Below are 19,285 nucleotides of genomic sequence, written 5' to 3'. Positions count from 1 at the left end.
CTCAATGCGTGATGTCGTCATGCGCCAGGTCCCCCGGGCGGATGGTCGGCGGCGTGGTGAAGGTATGTGCCGGTGCCGGCGACGGCAGCGTCCATTCCAGGCCCCGCGCGCCTTCCCAGCTTCGGGCCTCAGCCTTCTCGCCGTTGCGCAGCGACGACAGCAGGATCGCGGCCATCATGAACGGGGTGACGAACATGCCGAACGCACCGATCGAGCTGATCAGGTTCCAGTCGGCAAACGCCACGCTGTAATCGGGAATGCGGCGCGGCATGCCGGCCAGGCCGAGGAAGTGCTGTGGGAAGAACAGCAGGTTGACGAACACGATCGACCACCAGAAGTGCACCTTGGCCCACTTCTCGCTGTACATGCGCCCGGTCCACTTCGGCCACCAGTAGTACACCGCGGCAATCAGCGCGAACACCGCACCGGTCACCAGCACGTAGTGGAAGTGGGCGACCACGAAGTAGGTGTCGTGGTACTGGAAGTCGGCGGCCACGATCGCCAGCATCAGCCCGGAGAAACCGCCGATGGTGAACAGGATGACGAAGGCCACCGACCACAGCATCGGCGCTTCGAAGGTCAACGAGCCGCGCCACATCGTGCTGACCCAGTTGAACACCTTCACCCCGGTCGGGATCGAGATCAGCATGGTGGCGAACATGAAGTAGATCTCGCCGCCCAGCGGCATGCCCACGGTGAACATGTGGTGGGCCCAGACGATGAACGACAGGAAGGCGATCGCGGCGGTGGCGTACACCATCGCCTGGTAGCCGAACAGCGGCTTGCGGCTGAAGGTGGGGATGATCTCGCTGACCACGCCGAAGGCGGGCAGGATCATGATGTAGACCTCAGGGTGCCCGAAGAACCAGAAGATGTGCTGGTACATCACCGGGTCACCGCCACCGGCGGCGTTGAAGAAGCTGGTGCCGAAGAACTTGTCGGTCAGCAGCATGGTCACTGCGCCGGCCAGCACCGGCATCACCGCGATCAGCAGGAACGCGGTGATCAGCCAGGCCCAGCAGAAGATCGGCATCTTCAGCAGGTCGATGCCCGGCGCGCGCATGTTCAGCACGGTGGCGATGATGTTGATCGCGCCCATGATCGAGCTGATGCCGGCTACGTGGATGGCGAATACGCTGAAGGCCACGTTGTAGCCGCCCTGCAGCGACAGCGGCGGGTACAGCGTCCAGCCACCGGCCGGTGCACCACCGGGCAGGAACAGGGTCAGCAGCAGCAGGCTGAAGGCCACCGGCAGCAGCCAGAACGACCAGTTGTTCATGCGCGGCAGCGCCATGTCCGGCGCGCCGATCTGCAGCGGGATCATCCAGTTGGCGAGGCCGACGAAGGCCGGCATCACGCCGCCGAAGATCATCACCAGCGCATGCACGGTGGTCATCTGGTTGAAGAATTCGGGCTTGACGAACTGCAGGCCCGGCTGCGCCAGCTCGGCACGGATCACCACGCTCATCGCCGCGCCGATGATGAACATGATGAAGCTGAAACCCAGGTACAGCGTGCCGATGTCCTTGTGGTTGGTCGAGAAGAACCAACGCTCGAAGAAGCCCGGATGGTGATGGTGATCGTCGTGCCCAACTGCCGAGTGCGCCATTGCAAAACACCTCTCAGAATCGGTTGTCACCGCGGCCGCAGGCGGCCACGGGCTTTACATCACGCGCCGCTGGCCGCGGTGGCAGGTGCGTTGCCGGCTTCAACCGCCGCCGGGGCGGCCGGTGCCTCAGCGGCCGGTGCAGCAGGTTCTGCCGGCGCCGCAGGGGCCGCCGGTGCTGCGGGCGGTGCCGGCTTGCGCTGCGCCAGCCACCGCTTGAAGTCTTCCTTGGACACCGCCTCGACCACGATCGGCATGAAGCCGTGGTCCTTGCCGCACAGTTCGGCGCACTGGCCGCGGTACACGCCGGGCTGCTCGATGCTGGTCCAGGCCTCGTTGATGAAGCCCGGGATCGCGTCCTGCTTCCAGCCCAGCGCCGGCACCCACCAGGCGTGGATCACGTCGTCGGAGGTGATGACGAAGCGCACCTTGGTATCGACCGGCAGCACCAGCCGGTTGTCCACGTCCAGCAGATAGTGCGGATGGCTCTCGCGGGTGGGCACCACGCCGCTCTGCCGCACGCGGTCGGACTCGCGGTCCAGGCGGCTGGTGAACGTGACGTTCTCGCCGAGGTACTCGTACTTCCACATCCACTGGTAGCCGGTGACCTTCACCGTCATCTCGGCATCGCGGGTGTCGTACATCTTGATCAGGTTGGCCGTGGCCGGCCATGCCATCACGATCAGGATGATCACCGGGATCACCGTCCAGATGACCTCGGCCTTGGTGTTGTGGCTGAAGGTGGCCGCCACTGCGCCCTTGGACTTGCGGAACTTGAACATCGCATAGGCCATCGCGCCGAACACGATGACGCCGATGACCGTGCAGACGATCAGCGAGAGATTGTTCGATTCCCAGGCCAGGCGCGAGGTCTGGGTCACCCCTTGCCCATGTTCAGCTGCCACGGCTTGGGATCGGCCGCCTGGGCCCAGGCCAACGCCGGCATCAGTCCCCCGGTCGCCAGCACTGCGGCGACCGCGTTCACGCACTTCGTGCCCCACCTGCTGCTTTGCTTCATTGCCTAGACCCTTAGCGTCGTCGGTTGCCGCCATCGCTGGCGGCGAGCAAGCTTTCAAGTGTCTCTGCGAGCGTCTGACGTTCGGCCGGCGCGAGGAAACTCCCCACCTCCACCTGCCGGCCGCTGGATGCCAGCCGGACCCTCTCGTCGTCGGTGAGCAGGCGCACCCAGTGGGGGTGGGCCCGGAACACCGGCGATCCACCGGGTACGGGGATGACCTCCACGTACGCCGGCACTACCCGGATCTCCTCCTGCCGTTCACCACTGCGCCACAAGGCACGCAGTGCCGCCGCCAGCACCAGGCTGTACAGCAGCGCGAACAGGGGTGCGAATGCATTGCCGGCCAACCACCCGAGGGCGGACACCAGCCACATCGCACCGGCCAACACGGTGAACAACAGGACGAACTGCCGGGCATCGAGCGCCCGTGGGGGACGCAGCCGCAGCTGCGTACCTGACCCATCCGGAGCTGGAAGCACCTCGATCATGTCGCAACCGCGTTCCTGCCGCGGGAAACGTCTCGATGGTAGCCCCGCCCTCTCGCCGGTAGCAAGGGTGCATTCACACTTTTTCCCATGCTGCAACACAGCATGAGGTCGGCGGCGCGAATGACGAATTCAGCACAAATATGGCCGGGTTTGCTGAACACGCCGAATCCACCACCGTTAGGGGCTATCAGCCCTTCATGAAGGTCTCTGCGGGGCACTTCCGAAGGGCGCAAAAATGATTAAAATCGCCAAGTTTTCCACTGGCCGGACCGGCATGAACGCACCCTCCTCCTCCCCTGCCGCCAGCGACGCTCCGCGTCCCGGCGCGCTGCTGTCGCCGGAACTGCCGGCGTCCCCCAACCCGTTCCGCCAGGCCATCACCGATGCCTGGTTGAAGGACGAGGCCAGCCACGTCCGCGAGCTGCTGGCGCAGGCCCGCCTGCCGGCCGAGGAACAGGCCAGGGTGCAGGCGCTGGCCGCCGACCTGGTCGGCCGCGTGCGCGTGCGTGCCAAGGATCAGGGCGCGATCGAAGCCTTCATGCGCCAGTACGACCTGGGCAGCGAGGAAGGCGTGCTGCTGATGTGCGTGGCCGAGGCGCTGCTGCGCATTCCGGACCAGGACACCGCCGACAAGCTGATCCGCGACAAGCTGGCCGATGCCGACTGGGAAAAGCACCTGGGCGGCAGCGACTCGGTGCTGGTCAACGCCTCCACCTGGGGCCTGATGCTGACCGGCAAGCTGGTGCAGATGAACGACGCCACCCGCGCCGATGCGCCCAGCGCGTTCAAGCGCCTGGTCGGCCGCGTCGGTGAGCCGGTGGTGCGTCTGGCCGTGCGCCAGGCGATGAAGATCATGGGCCACCAGTTCGTGATGGGCCGCACCATCAGCGAAGCGCTGTCGCGCTCGCACAAGGGCGACAACGCCAGCTACCGCTACTCCTTCGACATGCTGGGCGAAGGTGCGCTGACCATGAAGGACGCGCTGCGCTACCTGGAAGACTACCGTCGTGCGATCCACGCCATCGGCGGCGATCACAAGGCACGCGGCGGCCGTCCGGACGGCGACGTCAACAACGCCCCGGGCATCTCGATCAAGCTGTCGGCGCTGTACCCGCGCTACGAGCACGCCAAGCGCGAGCGCGTGCTGAAGGACCTGGTGCCGGGCGTGCTGGAGCTGGCACAGCTGGCCAAGAGCTATGGCATCGGCTGCACCGTCGACGCCGAAGAGTCCGACCGCCTGGAACTGTCGCTGGACATCATCGAGCAGGTGTTCTCCGACGCCTCGCTGGCTGGCTGGGATGGCTTCGGCGTGGTCGTGCAGGCCTACCAGAAGCGCACGCCATACACGATCGACCACCTGGCCGACATGGCACGCCGCGCCGGTCGCCGCCTGCAGGTGCGCCTGGTCAAGGGCGCCTACTGGGATGCCGAGATCAAGCGCGCGCAGATCGAAGGCTACCCGGGCTACCCGGTGTTCACCCGCAAGCAGAACACCGACGTGTCCTACCTGGCCTGCGCCAAGCGCCTGTTCACGCACGCCGATGCGATCTATCCGATGTTCGCCACGCACAACGCGCACACCATCGCCGCAGTGCGCAGCATCGCCAACGGTGGCGTGTACGAGCACCAGAAGCTGCACGGCATGGGCGATGACCTGTACGCCGAAGTGGTGCCGGCCGACCGCCTGGGCCTGCCCTGCCGCGTGTATGCGCCGGTCGGTTCGCATGAAGACCTGCTGCCGTACCTGGTGCGCCGCCTGCTGGAAAACGGCGCCAACTCCAGCTTCGTCAACCGCATCACCGACGAACGCGTGCCGATCGCCGACCTGATCCGCGATCCGGTCGAAATGGTGTCCTCGTTCGCCTCGATCCCCCACCCGAAGATCCCGCTGCCGGTTGACCTGCTGCGCAGCCAGAACCACGACAGGAAGAACTCCATGGGCGCCAACCTCGCCAACGACAACGAACTGCGCGCCCTGGCCGAGCAGATCAACGCGGCAGTAAAGCCCTGGCAGGCCGCCCCGCTGGTGCCGGGTGCCAACCCGGCCGGCGCCGCGCTGCCGGTAACCAACCCGGCCGATACCCGCGAAGTGGTCGGCCAGTGGCTGGCCGCCGATGCCGCCACCGTGCAGAAGGCCCTGGCCAATGCCGTGGCCGCGCAGCCGGCCTGGAACCGCACCCCGGCCGCCAGCCGCGCCGCCATCCTCGAACACGCCGCCGACCAGCTGGAAGCGCGCATGCCCGAGTTCATGGCGCTGTGCGTGAAGGAAGCCGGCAAGAGCCTGCCCGACAGCATCGCCGAAGTGCGCGAAGCGGTGGACTTCCTGCGCTACTACGCCAAGCAGGCCCGCGAGCAGTTCAGCCACGCCGAGAAGCTGCCCAGCCCGACAGGTGAATCCAACGAGCTGCAGCTGCACGGCCGCGGCGTGTTCGTCTGCATCAGCCCGTGGAACTTCCCGCTGGCGATCTTCCTGGGCCAGGTCGCTGCCGCCCTCGCCGCCGGCAACAGCGTCATCGCCAAGCCGGCCGAGCAGACCAACCTGATCGGCTACTACGCGGTGAAGCTGCTGCACGACGCCGGCGTGCCGGCCGAGGTGGTGCAGTTCCTGCCGGGCGACGGTGCCACCGTCGGTGCCGCGCTGACCGCCGACCCGCGCGTGGCCGGCGTCGCCTTCACCGGCTCCACCGACACCGCCCGTGCGATCAACCGCGCGATGGCCGCACGTGATGCCGCCATCGGCGTGCTGATCGCCGAGACCGGCGGCCAGAATGCCTTCATCGCCGACTCCTCGGCGCTGCCGGAACAGCTGGTCAAGGACGCCATCGGTTCGGCCTTCACCTCCGCCGGCCAGCGCTGCTCGGCCGCGCGCGTGCTGTTCGTGCAGGACGACATCGCCGACAAGGTGATGACCATGCTGGCCGGCGCGATGAAGGAACTGAAGGTCGGCAACCCCGGCCTGCTGTCCACCGACGTCGGCCCGGTGATCGATGCCGACGCGCTGAGGATCCTGCAGGACCACGCCGAACGCATGGACCGCGAAGCGCGCCTGATCGCTGCCGCCGAGCTGTCCACCGAGGCAGCCAATGGCACCTTCTTCGCACCGCGTGCGTACGAGCTGAAGGACCTTGGCCAGCTGCACAAGGAAATCTTCGGGCCGGTCCTGCACGTGATCCGCTGGAAGGGCGACCAGCTCGATGCGGTGATCGAGCAGATCAACGCCACCGGCTACGGCCTGACCCTGGGCGTGCATTCGCGCATCGATGAGACCGTCGACCGCATCAGCAACGGCGTCCACGTCGGCAACGTCTACGTCAACCGCAACCAGATCGGTGCAGTGGTCGGTGTGCAGCCGTTCGGCGGCCAGGGCCTGTCCGGCACCGGCCCGAAGGCCGGCGGCCCGCACTACCTGCTGCGCTTTGCCACCGAAAAGACGGTGACGGTGAACACCACCGCTGCCGGCGGCAACGCCTCGCTGCTGACTCTGGGCGACTGATCCCAGGCGTCATGCGGTAAACGAAAAACCCCGCTGACGCGGGGTTTTTGTGCCTTGCCTGCATGGGCTCGGCTCTACACCCGCATCAGCTTGCGCCAATGGCGCAAGGCCACCAGCGCATTGATCCAGAAGCCCACGTACAGGATCGAGGTCAGATGCAGGCCGCGGCTGTAATACAGCGGCACCGCAATGGTGTTGACCTGCAGCCACACCCACCACGACTCCAGTTTGCGCCGCATCATCAGGATCTGCGCGATCACGCTCAGCACCAGCACCGCCGAATCGACGTACGGCGCATAGGCGTGGGTCAGGCGGGTCAGCATCCAGCCGTAGCTGAAGGTGGCCACCACCGCCAACGGTGCCAGCCAGGCCCACGCGCGCGGCCGCAGCGCGGTGATCGGCAGTGGCGCACCATGGTCGCCGCGTAGCCACTGCCACCAGCCCAGCACGCTGATGGCAATGAAGAAGAACTGCAGCACCATGTCCGCGTACAGGTGCGAGCGTTCGAACACCGCAGCGAACAGCGCACAGCCGACAATGCCCAGCCACCAGGTGTGCACGTTGTTGCGGCCGGCCAGCAGGATCGAGCCGGCGACGGCGATGTTGGCGGCCAGCTCCAGCTGGAAGTTCGGGTCGGACAGGTTCATCGCCCTATTGTCGAGGATCGGCAATCCGGATGGCGCACCCGGTAGATCCACGCCACGCGTGGATGCCCTGGCGCAGCACAAAAAAGGCCCCGCTTGCGCGGGGCCCTCGGTGTCCTGCGTCAGGCAATCGCCTGGATCAGAACTTGTACTGCATCGAAGCCGCCAGCACGTCGCCGGTGACCTTGTACTTGCCGGTCACGGTGTTGGCCGTGGCCGAGGTCGAGTTGACGTTCGGGTCCTTGGTGAACAGGTGGGTGTAACCCACGCTGTATTCCATCTTGTCCGAAGCCGCGTAGGTCAGGCCCAGCGACAGCCACTTGCGGGTGGTGTCCGGCACGCGCACGTCGCGGTGGGCGTCGGTGGTCGGGGTCTGGTCGTAGGCGAGGCCGCCGCGCAGGGTCAGCTTCTCGTTCATGCGGTACTCGGTACCGATCGACGCGAAGGTGGTGTCGCGGTAGTGGAACGGCAGCACGCTGTCCGGCTGGTTGGAATCGAAGTCGACGGTCACCTGGTCGAACTTGCTCCACGCAGTACGCGAGACGTCAGCCATGACCTTCCACTGGTCGTTCACGCGGTGGCTGAAGCTGACGGTGGCGCTGGCCGGCAGGGTGATCGAGGCGCGGCCGTTGCTGTCGATGAAGGTGCCCGGCGCGGTCGAGGCCAGGAACGCCTGGGCGTTGCCCGGAACGGTGAAGTCGGCGGTGCCGTCGGTGATCTTGTGCTTGACCTGCGAACGGTAGCTGAAGGCGATGTTGGTGCCTTCCACCGGGGTGACGGTCATGCCCAGGGTGTAACCCACGGACACTTCATCGCCCTTGATGCGCAGGAAGCCATCGGCGGTACCCGGCGAGAAGCCGAGCTGGGCCACCTGGCGTGCAGCGGCCTGCGAAGCGGCAGCGGCCTGGGCAGCGGTGCCGCCGGCGTCGAGCACGCGCTTGGCAGCGGTGCGCTGGGCAGTGGCGTTGATGGCGGTGCCGGTATCGACGGCGCTGGTCAGGTCGACGTTCAGGCGCTCGGCGAACACCGACGCACCGAACGACAGGTACGGGTTGACGTCGTAGGAGAACGCCACGCCCAGGTCGATCGCCTGCAGCTCGGTCTTGACGCCGTTGTAGCGGCCGACCCAGTCACGGTCGTATTCGGTCTTGAAGCCGAACGGCACGGTCAGCGAGGCACCGAAGTGCATGTTGTCGTTCTCGCCGAACGGCAGGTGGAAGTAGGCGGCCGGAACCGGGGCGATCATGCCGGCGTCGCCGCCGTTGCCGCCCGAGATCGGCGCGCCGTTGCCGTACTTGCCCTGGCCGCGGAACTTGGCGCCGAAGCTGATGGCGCTGACGTCGCCCTGCAGCATGGTGCCATCGAGCAGGCGCATCGAAGCCGGGTTGGTGGCGATGACCGAGGCGTCGCCTTCGGCAGCGGTGGAGCCGGCGAAGGCGCGGCCCAGGCCCTTGGCGCTGTTTTCCTTCAGCTGGAAGGCGGCAGCGTTGGCGTCAGCAGCAGCCAGCGCACCGGCAACGCCGACGGCCAGCAGGGTCAGACGGGCAATGGTGGAAGCGGTTTGCATCGTAGTTCTCTCTCCGGTAAGCGGTGATGTTGCTCTGAGTGCGCCTGCGCCCGACCAGCCCCGGGGGACCGTTCGAAGCGCGCCGGATTCCCCTCCCGACATACGACGCCGTATGCGAGTATTACCCAGAGCTGTTAATGAAACAATAACAGCGCCGGCGCTTTTTCCGTCTCAAAAGCTGAACAGGACAATCCCCGCCCCAGGCGCCGTCAGGCTAGGCTACTGCCCATGTTCGTCTCCCTCCCGTCGCGCAAGAAGACGGCCCTGCGCTGGGCCACGCCCGTGCTTTTTGCGTCACTGTGGCTGGCGTTCCTGTGGTCGATCTCGCGCCCGGACGATGCCCGCAGCAGTCTCTGGCTGGACTGGGGTGCGTTGTCCACCGGCCTGACCCACCCGCTGGACTGGTGGGCGACCCTGCAGGACGGCAGCGTGCTGCGCCTGTTCACCGCTCTGTTCCTGCACGCGGACTGGTCGCACCTGCTGGGCAATCTGGTGTTCCTGTTGATCTTCGGCCTGCCGGCCGAACGCGTACTGGGGCCATGGCGGTTGCTGCTGCTGTTCCTGGTCGGCGGCGCGGTGTCCAACCTGGTGGCGATCTACACCATGGGCAGCCCGGACCAGATCATCATCGGCGCCAGTGGCGCCGTCTCGGCATTGATCGGCGCCTATCTGGCCCTGTTCCCGGGTGCGCGGCTGGGCGTGGTCATTCCGCTCGGCCTGTTCCTGGAGTTCGTACGCGCCCCGGCCTACCTGTTGATCGGCGTGTGGGCCGCGCTGCAGGTGGTGTTCGCCCATATCGGCCCCAGCTTCGGCATGGTGGCCTGGTGGGCGCACATCGGCGGCTTCGTGTTCGGCGTGGTGTACGGGGTCTACGTGCGGGCAGCGATCGCCCGCCGCCTGCGCAAGCGGCACGGGTTCTGACCGCCCCGGTAGTGCCGGCCGCTGGCCGGCTCCACGCTGACCCACCTTTCCGTAGAGTCGAGCTTGCTCGACTCGGGCCTCGTCCGCCGGGCATGGCCCGGCGCTACCGTCAGGGCTTGGCCGGCACCGGAGCGGGCTTGGCTTCCGGCTTGCCCTCCGTCTTCGGTTCGACCTTGGCTTCCGGCTTGGCCGCTGCAGCCTTCGCGGCCTTGGCCGCGTCCGCCTTGGCCGCTTCGGCCTTCAGACGTGCCGCCACCGAACCCGGATTCTTCAGCTCGGCCAGCGCGTCGTTGATCGGGCCGTCGCCCGGCAGCACTGCGCCGGCGCGGTAGCCCTCGGTGCCTTCGTCGTCGCCGCGCAGGTGGCCCGGCAGGGTCGCTTCGCTGTAGTCGCTGAGGCTGGCCGGCAGCGCATCGTCGGCCGGCGTCGGGGCCGGCTTCAGTTCAACGTCCGGCACGATGCCGGTGGCCTGGATCGACTTGCCGCTGGGTGTGTAATAGCGCGCCGTGGTCAACTTCACCGAATCCCCGTTGTCCAGCGGCAGCACGGTCTGCACTGAGCCCTTGCCGAAGGTGCGGCTACCAACCACGCGCGCGCGCTTGTTGTCGCGCAGCGCGCCGGCCAGCACTTCCGAGGCACTGGCCGAACCCGCATCGGCCAGCACCACCACCGGTGCGCCCTTCAACAGGTCGCCCGGGGTCGCATCGAAGCGCGCATCGCTGATGCTGATTCGACCACGGGTGCTGACGATGTTGCCCTTCTCGAGCAGATCGTCGGCCACCTGCACAGCGGCAGTCAGCAGTCCGCCCGGGTTGCTGCGCAGATCGAGCACCAGGCCCTTGAGCTGGCCACCGGACTGCTTCTGCAACTGCTGCACATGCTTCTGGAAATCCGAGCCGGTGTCGGCCTGGAAGGTGCTCAGGCGGATGTAGCCATAGCCCGGTTCCAGCAGGCGGCTGCGCACGCTGGTCACGCGGATGGTCTGGCGGGTCAGGCTGACATCGAACGGTTTGGGCTTGCCATCGCGCACGATGGTCAGCACCACCTTGCTACCGGCCGGGCCGCGCAGCGGTTCACTGGCATCGATGGCGCTGATCGGCTTGCCGTCGATGGCGATGATCAGGTCGCCGGCGAGAATGCCGGCCTTGGCCGCCGGCGTGTCGTCGATCGGCGAAATCACCTTCATGCTGGCGTTGTCCGGCTGCTGCTGCAGCTCCACGCCGATGCCCTCATAGGCGCCGTTGGCCTGCTCGTCGAAGGCCTGCGCATCTTCCTTGTTGAAATAGGTGCTGTGCGGATCGAGGTCGAGCAACAGGCCGCGCACCGCCGACTGCATCAGCTTCTTGTCATCGACCGGATCGACATAGGCCGCGCGCACGGCGTTGTACACGGCCACGAAGCGGCGGATCTCTTCCAGCGGCACCTTCGAGGTCACCGCCTCCTCGCTGTTCGCTGCCTGCCCACTGGTTTCCTGGGCCGGGGCGGGCGCGGTCTGCTGCGCCCAGGACAGCGCCGGCAACAGGGCCAGCAAAAGGGTGGCGGTACGGGCTGCGCGCATGGATCACTCCTGTCGACGGTGGCATCGTGCCCAAGGCACATGCCGCGATTATGCGCGAAGCACAGCTAAATTCCCGTTGAATCCGCAGCGCTGGCAGCGAGGCCAGGTTCAGCGCCGCTGCAGCCAGCTGTCCGGGTTGACCGGCTGCCCGCCGCGACGCAGCTCGAAGTACAGCGCCGTGACGCCCTGCCCTCCGGAATTGCCAACCTTGGCCACGGCGTCGCCGCGGCTGACCCGGGCCCCGGCATCCTTCAGCAGCGTGTCGTTGTGCGCGTACAGGCTCATGTAGCCATTGCCGTGGTCAACGATCAGGATCATGCCGTAGCCGGTCATCCAGTCGGAGAACACCACGGTGCCATCGGCCACCGCTGTGACTGTGCTGCCAGCCGGTGCCCCGATCAGCACACCGCTGCTGGTACGGCCATCGGGCAGCTTGCCGCCGTAGCGGGCCAACAGATTGCCCGACAGCGGCCAGCCCAGGCCACCGACCTTCGGCGCCGGGGCCGAAGCCACCGCAGGCGGCACCTTGGTCGGCGGTGGTGGACGCCCTTCCGCCTTCGCCTGCCGCGCGGCCTTCTCGGCAGCCGCCTTCTCCGCTGCCGCGCGACGGGCCGCAGCACGGCGTTCGGCTTCGGCGCGGGCCGCAGCGGCACGCAGGTTGGCCAGCAACGTTTCCAGCGCCTTGGCATCCTGGCCCAGCGCCTGTTCCTTCTCCCGCCGGTCCTTGAAGCGCTCGTCCAGCGAGGCCACGGTCTGCGCGCGATCGCGACGATCGGCCGCCAGCGTCGCCGCCTGCTGCTTCTGGTCGCGCTGGGTGCCCTGCAGTTTCTGCTGGTGCTCGGCAATCTGCGTCTGCAGCCCTTCCAGCTCCTTCAGGTCGGCGGTCAGCGTGGTGATGCGCTGCGCCCGCTCGCGCTGCAGATAGCGGTGATAGGCCAGCGCACGGTTGGCATCGGCCACGGTGTCCTGTGACAGCAACAGCTTCAGCGGTGCATGGCTGCCCAGCTGGTAGGCGGCACGCAGCAGGCCGGCCAGCTCGCGATGCTGCTGGGCCAGATTGGCCTGCAGGCTGCTGCGGCGGCGCTCGGCCTCGACCAGTGCCTGGTTCTGCTCGCGCAGTGCCGTTTCGGTCTGTGCCAATGCCCGGCCACTGCGGGCCACCTTCTCGTCGGCCTCGCGCAGTTGCCGCGACGCCTGCCCACGCTGCCCTTCGATCTGCCGCCGTTCCTGCGCGACATCCTTCAGCTCGTTGCGCAGCTTCTGCAGCTTGCGCTCGGTCTCGCGGGTGGTCTGTGCGGCACCAGGAAGCGGCACGGCCAGCATCAGGGCCAGCCCCAACAACAGCCAGCGCCCGCCACGGGCCGCGGCGATGTGAGGTTGGCGTGATGGGGAGACGTTGTCGCGCAAGGGCTTTCCAGTGACTTCAGGCAGTTGCAGGGGGTACCGGGGAATGGTGACATCTCCGCACGCGGCCTGCCAGCCGCACTTCCATCGAGGGCGCCATGAACACTCTTTCCATTCCGTTGCTGTTGGGCGTATTGCTGGTCGCCACGCCGGTGGCGGCGCAGGACAACATCAGCAAGGTCAACGGCAGCATCAGCGCCGAGCCCGGCCAGCGCTACGGCAAGCTGGACACCGTCAACGGCGGCATCCGGGTCGGCGAAGGCGTCGAGACCGGCAGCATCGACACCGTCAACGGCGGGGTGAAGGTCGCCGACCGCGCCCGCACCGGCAAGATCGAGACCGTCAACGGCGGCGTGCGGCTGGGCCGTGAGGTGATCGCCAACGGCAGCGTCAGCACCGTCAACGGCAGCATCTTCGCCGACCGCGGCAGCCAGATCGAAGGCGGCGTCGAGACCGTCAACGGCGGTATCGGTCTGGTCGAGACCCGCATCGGCAAGGACGTGGAGACCGTCAACGGTGACATCACCGTCGGCATCGGCTCACAGGTCAACGGCGGTGTGCATGTGCGCAAGCCGAACTTCAGCGTCTCGCTGACCGCCAGCCGCAAGCCGCGCGTGATTGTCGGCCCCAATGCCGTGGTCAACGGCCCGCTGCAGTTCGAACGCGAAGTGGTGCTGTACGTGCACCGCAGCGCCCGCATTGGCCCGGTCACCGGCGCCGAGCCGATCCCGTTCGACACCGAAACCGCCCCGGCGGACTGAGCGCACCGGCCCTCCCGGGTTCGGTGATACTCACTGACACCGGTCGCGCAAGGCGTGCGGCCGCCCTTTGTTTCCCAGGAATCGACGATGCCCCGCAAACTCCTCCTGTGCCTGGCCGCTGCGGCCGCGCTCAGTGCCTGCAAAGGCGAAGACACTCCGGCACCTGCGCCGGCCACCGACGCCGCTGCCACCACCACCAAGCCGGCGGCCCACTCGTTCTCGCCGGAGATCGACGCCGGCGACTTCGCCGAGATGGTCAAGACCCTGGCCTCGGATGAGTTCGAAGGCCGTTCGCCGGGCAGCAAGGGCGAGGAACTGACGGTCAACTACATCCGCGACCAGATGCAGCGCATCGGCCTGCAGCCCGGCAACGGCGACAGCTGGTTCCAGGATGTACCGATGACCGAGACCACGGCCGATGCCTCGACCGTGTTGAAGATCACCCAGGGTGGCAAGACCACCGAGCTGAAGTTCGGCACTGACATGGTGGTCGGCACCCGCACCGGCCAAGCCGAAGTGAAGGTCGACGCCAGCGATCTGGTGTTTGTCGGCTACGGCGTCGATGCGCCGGAACAGAAGTGGAACGACTACGCCGGCCAGGACTGGAAGGGCAAGACGGTCGTGATGTTCGTCAACGATCCGGGCTTCCACGTCGATGACGCCAAGCTGTTCGACGGCAAGCGCATGACCTACTACGGGCGCTGGACCTACAAGTTCGAGGAAGCCGCGCGCAAGGGTGCTGCCGCCGCACTGATCGTGCACGACACTGCCGGCGCGTCCTATGGCTGGGACGTGGTGAAGAATTCCTGGGCCGGCCCGCAGTACGACCTGCCGGCCAAGGACGATCCGGATGCGCGCATCCCGGTGCAGGGCTGGCTGAGTGCCGACGCGGCCAAGGCGCTGTTTGCCGGTGCGGGCCTGGACCTGGCGCAGGCCTACAAGGACGCCAGCAAGCGTGGCTTCAAGCCGGTGCCGCTGAAGGCCACCGCTGCGGTTGATCTGAAGAGCCAGATTGCACAGAAGCAGTCGCGCAACGTGGTGGGCGTGCTGCCGGGCAGCAAGCGCGCCGATGAGGCCGTGCTGTACATGGCTCATTGGGATCACCTGGGCAAGCACGAGGGTGAGACCGGCGACAACATCTACAACGGCGCCGTCGACAATGCGACCGGCGTGGCCGGCATTCTCGAGGTGGCCGAGGCCATGGCCCACCAGGATCCGAAGCCGGAGCGTTCGGTGGTGTTCCTGGCCGTGACCCTGGAAGAGTCGGGCCTGCTGGGTTCGAAGTACTACGTCGCCCACCCGACCTTCCCGCTGGACAAGATTGCCGGTGTGATCAACATCGACGCGATGTCGGTGGCCGGCCGTGCCAAGGACGTAACGGTGACCGGTTTCGGCAGCTCGGAGCTGGAAGACATCCTCAAGCCGCTGGCCGCCGCACAGGACCGCACCCTGCATGGCGAGACGTCGGTGCAGAGCGGCTTCTATTTCCGTTCGGACCACTTCAACTTCGCCAAGGCCGGCGTGCCGGCGCTGTATGCCGATGGTGGCGAAGACCTGCGCGAGGGTGGTGTGGAGGCAGGTCGCAAGGCCGCTGCCGACTACGGTGCCAACCGTTACCACGGCCCGAAGGATGAGTTCGACGCTGCCACCTGGAAGCTGGACGGCACCGTGGAAGACCTGCAGCTGATGTATGGCGTCGGCAAGGAGCTGGCCGGCGGTGATCGTTGGCCGAACTGGTACGCAGGCAACCCGTTCAAGGCGGCCCGCGACGCCATGATGAAGGACAAGGCCCCGGCCAAGTAGAGTCGAGCTTGCTCGACTGACCAAGGTTCAGGCCTGAGCGGCGCCCCACGGGGCGCCGCTTTTGTGCGCCAGGCGCCCCATCCACGCATGGCGTGGATCTACCCACTGTCGATCACCGGTAGTGCCGGCCGCTGGCCGGCAACCACGGCACACTTACATCCGGCAAAGAAAAACCCCGCTGCGCGAGCAGCGGGGTTTTGGGTGTAAACCCTGGCGATGACCTACTCTCGCATGGCTTGAGCCACACTACCATCGGCGCAGCTGCGTTTCACTTCCGAGTTCGGGATGGGATCGGGTGGTTCCACAGCGCTAATTTCACCAGGGAGACGGTTGCAGCAGCGCTTTCAGCGCCAGCTTCGCGATCGTGCCCTTGGGGGCGGAAGGTATCCGAAAAAGCGATGCCTTCACTTAATAAGAAAAACCCCGCTGCGTGAGCAGCGGGGTTTTGGGTATAAACCCTGGCGATGACCTACTCTCGCATGGCTTGAGCCACACTACCATCGGCGCAGCTGCGTTTCACTTCCGAGTTCGGGATGGGATCGGGTGGTTCCACAGCGCTAATTTCACCAGGGAGGCTTTTGGAGAGTCGCACTCGTCCCGTTGGGACAAGGCGCCAGCCTCGCATAGTTCTTGTGACGTAGCGTGCACTTGGATGCTCTTACGACGTTGTCGTAAAGCCAAGGCAACTTGAGGTTATATGGTCAAGCCGCACGGATCATTAGTATCAGTTAGCTCAATACATTGCTGTACTTACACACCTGACCTATCAACCACGTAGTCTACATGGTTCCTTCAGGGGGCTTGTGCCCCGGGAGATCTCATCTTGAGGCGCGCTTCCCGCTTAGATGCTTTCAGCGGTTATCGCTTCCGAACATAGCTACCCGGCAATGCCACTGGCGTGACAACCGGAACACCAGAGGTTCGTCCACTCCGGTCCTCTCGTACTAGGAGCAGCCCCTCTCAAATCTCCAACGCCCATGGCAGATAGGGACCGAACTGTCTCACGACGTTCTGAACCCAGCTCGCGTACCACTTTAAATGGCGAACAGCCATACCCTTGGGACCGACTACAGCCCCAGGATGTGATGAGCCGACATCGAGGTGCCAAACACCGCCGTCGATATGAACTCTTGGGCGGTATCAGCCTGTTATCCCCGGAGTACCTTTTATCCGTTGAGCGATGGCCCTTCCATACAGAACCACCGGATCACTAAGTCCTAGTTTCCTACCTGCTTGATCCGTCGATCTTGCAGTCAAGCACGCTTATGCCTTTGCACACAGTGCGCGATGTCCGACCGCGCTGAGCGTACCTTCGAGCTCCTCCGTTACTCTTTAGGAGGAGACCGCCCCAGTCAAACTACCCACCATACACGGTCCCCGACCCAGATAATGGGCCCAGGTTAGAACGTCAAGCACGACAGGGTGGTATTTCAAGGATGGCTCCGCTGCAGCTAGCGCCACAGTTTCATAGCCTCCCACCTATCCTACACAGACGAACTCAACGTTCAGTGTAAAGCTATAGTAAAGGTTCACGGGGTCTTTCCGTCTTGCCACGGGAACGCTGCATCTTCACAGCGATTTCAATTTCACTGAGTCTCGGGTGGAGACAGCGCCGCTGTCGTTACGCCATTCGTGCAGGTCGGAACTTACCCGACAAGGAATTTCGCTACCTTAGGACCGTTATAGTTACGGCCGCCGTTTACTGGGGCTTCGATCAAGAGCTTCGCCTTGCGGCTGACCCCATCAATTAACCTTCCAGCACCGGGCAGGCGTCACACCCTATACGTCCACTTTCGTGTTTGCAGAGTGCTGTGTTTTTGATAAACAGTCGCAGCGGCCTGGTTACTGCGACCCTCTTCAGCTATAGCTCGCACGAGCCACCAAAAAGGGTGCACCTTCTCCCGAAGTTACGGTGCCATGTTGCCTAGTTCCTTCACCCGAGTTCTCTCAAGCGCCTGAGAATTCTCATCCTACCCACCTGTGTCGGTTTACGGTACGGTCTGCGTAAGCTGAAGCTTAGGAGCTTTTCCTGGAAGCGTGGTATCAGTGACTTCGCCATAAAGGCTCGTCTCGGTGCTCGGTCTTAGAGGATCCCGGATTTGCCAAAGATCCAAACCTACCGCCTTTCCCCAGGACAACCAACGCCTGGTACACCTAACCTTCTCCGTCCCTCCATCGCACTTACGCGAGGTGCAGGAATATTAACCTGCTTCCCATCGACTACGACTTTCGTCCTCGCCTTAGGGGCCGACTCACCCTGCGCCGATTAACGTTGCGCAAGGAAACCTTGGGCTTTCGGCGTGCGGGTTTTTCACCCGCATTATCGTTACTCATGTCAGCATTCGCACTTCCGATACCTCCAGCGGACTTCTCAATCCACCTTCGCAGGCTTACGGAACGCTCCTCTACCGCGCATAACAAAGTTATGCACCCCAAGCTTCGGTTCAGTGCTTAGCCCCGTTAAATCTTCCCCGCAGACCGACTCGACCAGTGAGCTATTACGCTTTCTTTAAAGGGTGGCTGCTTCTAAGCCAACCTCCTGGCTGTCTGTGCCTTTCCACATGGTTTTCCACTTAGCACTGAATTTGGGACCTTAGCTGTGGGTCTGGGTTGTTTCCCTTTTCACGACGGACGTTAGCACCCGCCGTGTGTCTCCCATACAGTCCGTCTCGGTATTCGGAGTTTGCAATGGTTTGGTAAGTCGCGATGACCCCCTAGCCATAACAGTGCTCTACCCCCGAGAGGATACATATGAGGCGCTACCTAAATAGCTTTCGAGGAGAACCAGCTATCTCCGGGTTCGATTAGCTTTTCACTCCTAATCACACCTCATCCCCTACCTTTGCAACGGGAGTGGGTTCGGGCCTCCAGTGCGTGTTACCGCACCTTCACCCTGGGCATGACTAGATCACCCGGTTTCGGGTCTACTGCCCGCGACTATGCGCCCTTATCAGACTCGGTTTCCCTTCGCCTCCCCTATACGGTTAAGCTTGCCACGAACAGTAAGTCGCTGACCCATTATACAAAAGGTACGCAGTCACTCCTTGCGGAGCTCCTACTGCTTGTACGCACACGGTTTCAGGTTCTATTTCACTCCCCTCTCCGGGGTTCTTTTCGCCTTTCCCTCACGGTACTGGTTCACTATCGGTCGGTCAGTAGTATTTAGCCTTGGAGGATGGTCCCCCCATGTTCAGACAGGGTTTCACGTGCCCCGCCCTACTCGTCTTCACTGAAATGGCCCTTTCAGATACAGGGCTATCACCTTCTATGGCCACCCTTTCCAGAGTGTTTTCCTAGAACCAAATCAGCTTAAGGGCTAGTCCGCGTTCGCTCGTCGCTACTTACGGAATCTCGGTTGATTTCTTTTCCTCTGGTTACTTAGATATTTCAGTTCACCAGGTTCGCTTCCAGCAGCTATGTATTCACTGCAGGATACCCGCAAGCGGGTGGGTTTCCCCATTCGGACATTACCGGATCAAAGCTTGTTGCCAGCTCCCCGATACTTTTCGCAGGCTGCCACGTCCTTCATCGCCTCTGACCGCCAAGGCATCCACCGTGTGCGCTTATTCGCTTGACCATATAACCGCAAGTTGCCTTGGGTTATACATGTGACCCGGGGGTACAAAGCCCGGATACGAATATAACGACTCAATCAATAAAGAGACTTACGTCTCTCGCCTTAGCCTCACGACACGTCTGATAGAACATCTCAAACGCTCGCTACGTCACAAGTTTTAAAAGAACACGTACCAGCCACAGTGCTGATGCGTATAAAGATCGATTGTATGCGTCATTCAGAGAATGGTGGGTCTGGGTAGACTCGAACTACCGACCTCACCCTTATCAGGGGTGCGCTCTAACCACCTGAGCTACAGACCCGGAAAGACTCTTCCGGAACAAACTCGAACATGGTGGAGCCTGTCGGGATCGAACCGACGACCCCCTGCTTGCAAAGCAGGTGCTCTCCCAGCTGAGCTAAGGCCCCAAAAGGGACTCTCACATCGGCCTGGCCGACATGATTC

The 19,285-nt window shown here is 64.4% G+C and carries 10 protein-coding genes, 2 tRNA genes, 3 rRNA genes and 1 pseudogene; 4 read left to right on the top strand and 12 right to left on the bottom strand.

Features of this window, described 5'->3' with window-relative positions; all coding sequences use genetic code 11:
- Nucleotide 1 precedes the first annotated feature (1 nt).
- The 3 genes and pseudogenes from ctaD to N4G47_RS00195 form a co-directional block, all read right to left on the bottom strand.
- Nucleotides 2-1,609 carry a cytochrome c oxidase subunit I gene (gene ctaD / locus N4G47_RS00205; RefSeq protein ID WP_107232100.1) on the bottom strand — a complete coding sequence of 536 codons (1,608 nt, stop codon included), beginning with the start codon at nt 1,607-1,609 and terminating at the stop codon, nt 2-4.
- A gap of 59 nt (nt 1,610-1,668) precedes the next feature.
- Nucleotides 1,669-2,624, bottom strand: a pseudogene (gene coxB, locus N4G47_RS00200) (cytochrome c oxidase subunit II).
- An 11-nt stretch (nt 2,625-2,635) separates the two neighbouring features.
- On the bottom strand, nt 2,636-3,112 hold the full coding sequence (locus N4G47_RS00195; protein WP_475284447.1) for a DUF2244 domain-containing protein: 477 nt from the start codon (nt 3,110-3,112) through the stop codon (nt 2,636-2,638).
- A 274-nt stretch (nt 3,113-3,386) separates the two neighbouring features.
- Here N4G47_RS00195 and putA point away from each other — a divergent pair, with 274 nt between their 5' ends.
- Nucleotides 3,387-6,605, top strand: coding sequence for a bifunctional proline dehydrogenase/L-glutamate gamma-semialdehyde dehydrogenase PutA (gene putA / locus N4G47_RS00190; protein ID WP_475284445.1), 3,219 nt, complete (start codon nt 3,387-3,389; stop codon nt 6,603-6,605).
- Nucleotides 6,606-6,679: 74 nt separating this feature from the next.
- Here putA and pnuC read toward each other — a convergent pair whose 3' ends face one another.
- Both pnuC and N4G47_RS00180 read right to left on the bottom strand, forming a co-directional pair.
- Nucleotides 6,680-7,252 carry a nicotinamide riboside transporter PnuC gene (gene pnuC / locus N4G47_RS00185; protein ID WP_475284443.1) on the bottom strand — a complete coding sequence of 191 codons (573 nt, stop codon included), beginning with the start codon at nt 7,250-7,252 and terminating at the stop codon, nt 6,680-6,682.
- 136 nt (nt 7,253-7,388) lie between these two features.
- On the bottom strand, nt 7,389-8,816 hold the full coding sequence (locus N4G47_RS00180) for an outer membrane protein transport protein (protein WP_475284441.1): 1,428 nt from the start codon (nt 8,814-8,816) through the stop codon (nt 7,389-7,391).
- Between the two features lie 228 nt (nt 8,817-9,044).
- Here N4G47_RS00180 and N4G47_RS00175 point away from each other — a divergent pair, with 228 nt between their 5' ends.
- Nucleotides 9,045-9,737, top strand: coding sequence for a rhomboid family intramembrane serine protease (locus N4G47_RS00175; RefSeq protein WP_107232094.1), 693 nt, complete (start codon nt 9,045-9,047; stop codon nt 9,735-9,737).
- Between the two features lie 109 nt (nt 9,738-9,846).
- On the opposite strand, the gene N4G47_RS00170 is transcribed toward N4G47_RS00175, so the two are convergent.
- Both N4G47_RS00170 and N4G47_RS00165 read right to left on the bottom strand, forming a co-directional pair.
- Nucleotides 9,847-11,295 (bottom strand): S41 family peptidase, encoded by a 1,449-nt coding sequence (locus tag N4G47_RS00170; protein ID WP_475284439.1) that lies wholly within the window; start codon nt 11,293-11,295, stop codon nt 9,847-9,849.
- A 108-nt stretch (nt 11,296-11,403) separates the two neighbouring features.
- Nucleotides 11,404-12,702, bottom strand: coding sequence for a murein hydrolase activator EnvC family protein (locus N4G47_RS00165; protein WP_475284437.1), 1,299 nt, complete (start codon nt 12,700-12,702; stop codon nt 11,404-11,406).
- Nucleotides 12,703-12,797: 95 nt separating this feature from the next.
- Here N4G47_RS00165 and N4G47_RS00160 point away from each other — a divergent pair, with 95 nt between their 5' ends.
- Nucleotides 12,798-13,460 (top strand): DUF4097 family beta strand repeat-containing protein, encoded by a 663-nt coding sequence (locus N4G47_RS00160; RefSeq protein WP_475284435.1) that lies wholly within the window; start codon nt 12,798-12,800, stop codon nt 13,458-13,460.
- An 87-nt stretch (nt 13,461-13,547) separates the two neighbouring features.
- Complete coding sequence (locus N4G47_RS00155; protein WP_475284433.1) at nt 13,548-15,263, top strand: M28 family metallopeptidase; 1,716 nt, start codon at nt 13,548-13,550, stop codon at nt 15,261-15,263.
- 208 nt (nt 15,264-15,471) lie between these two features.
- Here N4G47_RS00155 and rrf (N4G47_RS00150) read toward each other — a convergent pair.
- The 5 genes from rrf (N4G47_RS00150) to N4G47_RS00130 all read right to left on the bottom strand — a co-directional run bounded on the left by rrf (N4G47_RS00150) (nt 15,472) and on the right by N4G47_RS00130 (nt 19,248).
- A 5S ribosomal RNA gene (gene rrf, locus N4G47_RS00150) occupies nt 15,472-15,586 on the bottom strand.
- A gap of 133 nt (nt 15,587-15,719) precedes the next feature.
- Nucleotides 15,720-15,834: ribosomal RNA gene (gene rrf, locus N4G47_RS00145) — 5S ribosomal RNA — on the bottom strand.
- A gap of 126 nt (nt 15,835-15,960) precedes the next feature.
- Nucleotides 15,961-18,840, bottom strand: a 23S ribosomal RNA gene (locus N4G47_RS00140).
- Between the two features lie 225 nt (nt 18,841-19,065).
- Nucleotides 19,066-19,142: transfer RNA gene (locus tag N4G47_RS00135), tRNA-Ile, on the bottom strand.
- A 30-nt stretch (nt 19,143-19,172) separates the two neighbouring features.
- Nucleotides 19,173-19,248, bottom strand: a tRNA-Ala gene (locus N4G47_RS00130).
- Between the last annotated feature and the right edge of the window lie 37 nt (nt 19,249-19,285).

It is taken from the genome of Stenotrophomonas sp. GSD10 (assembly GCF_056172695.1).
The sequence above is the reverse complement of the archived record's forward strand: the minus strand, read 5'-3'. Positions and strand labels throughout refer to the sequence as shown.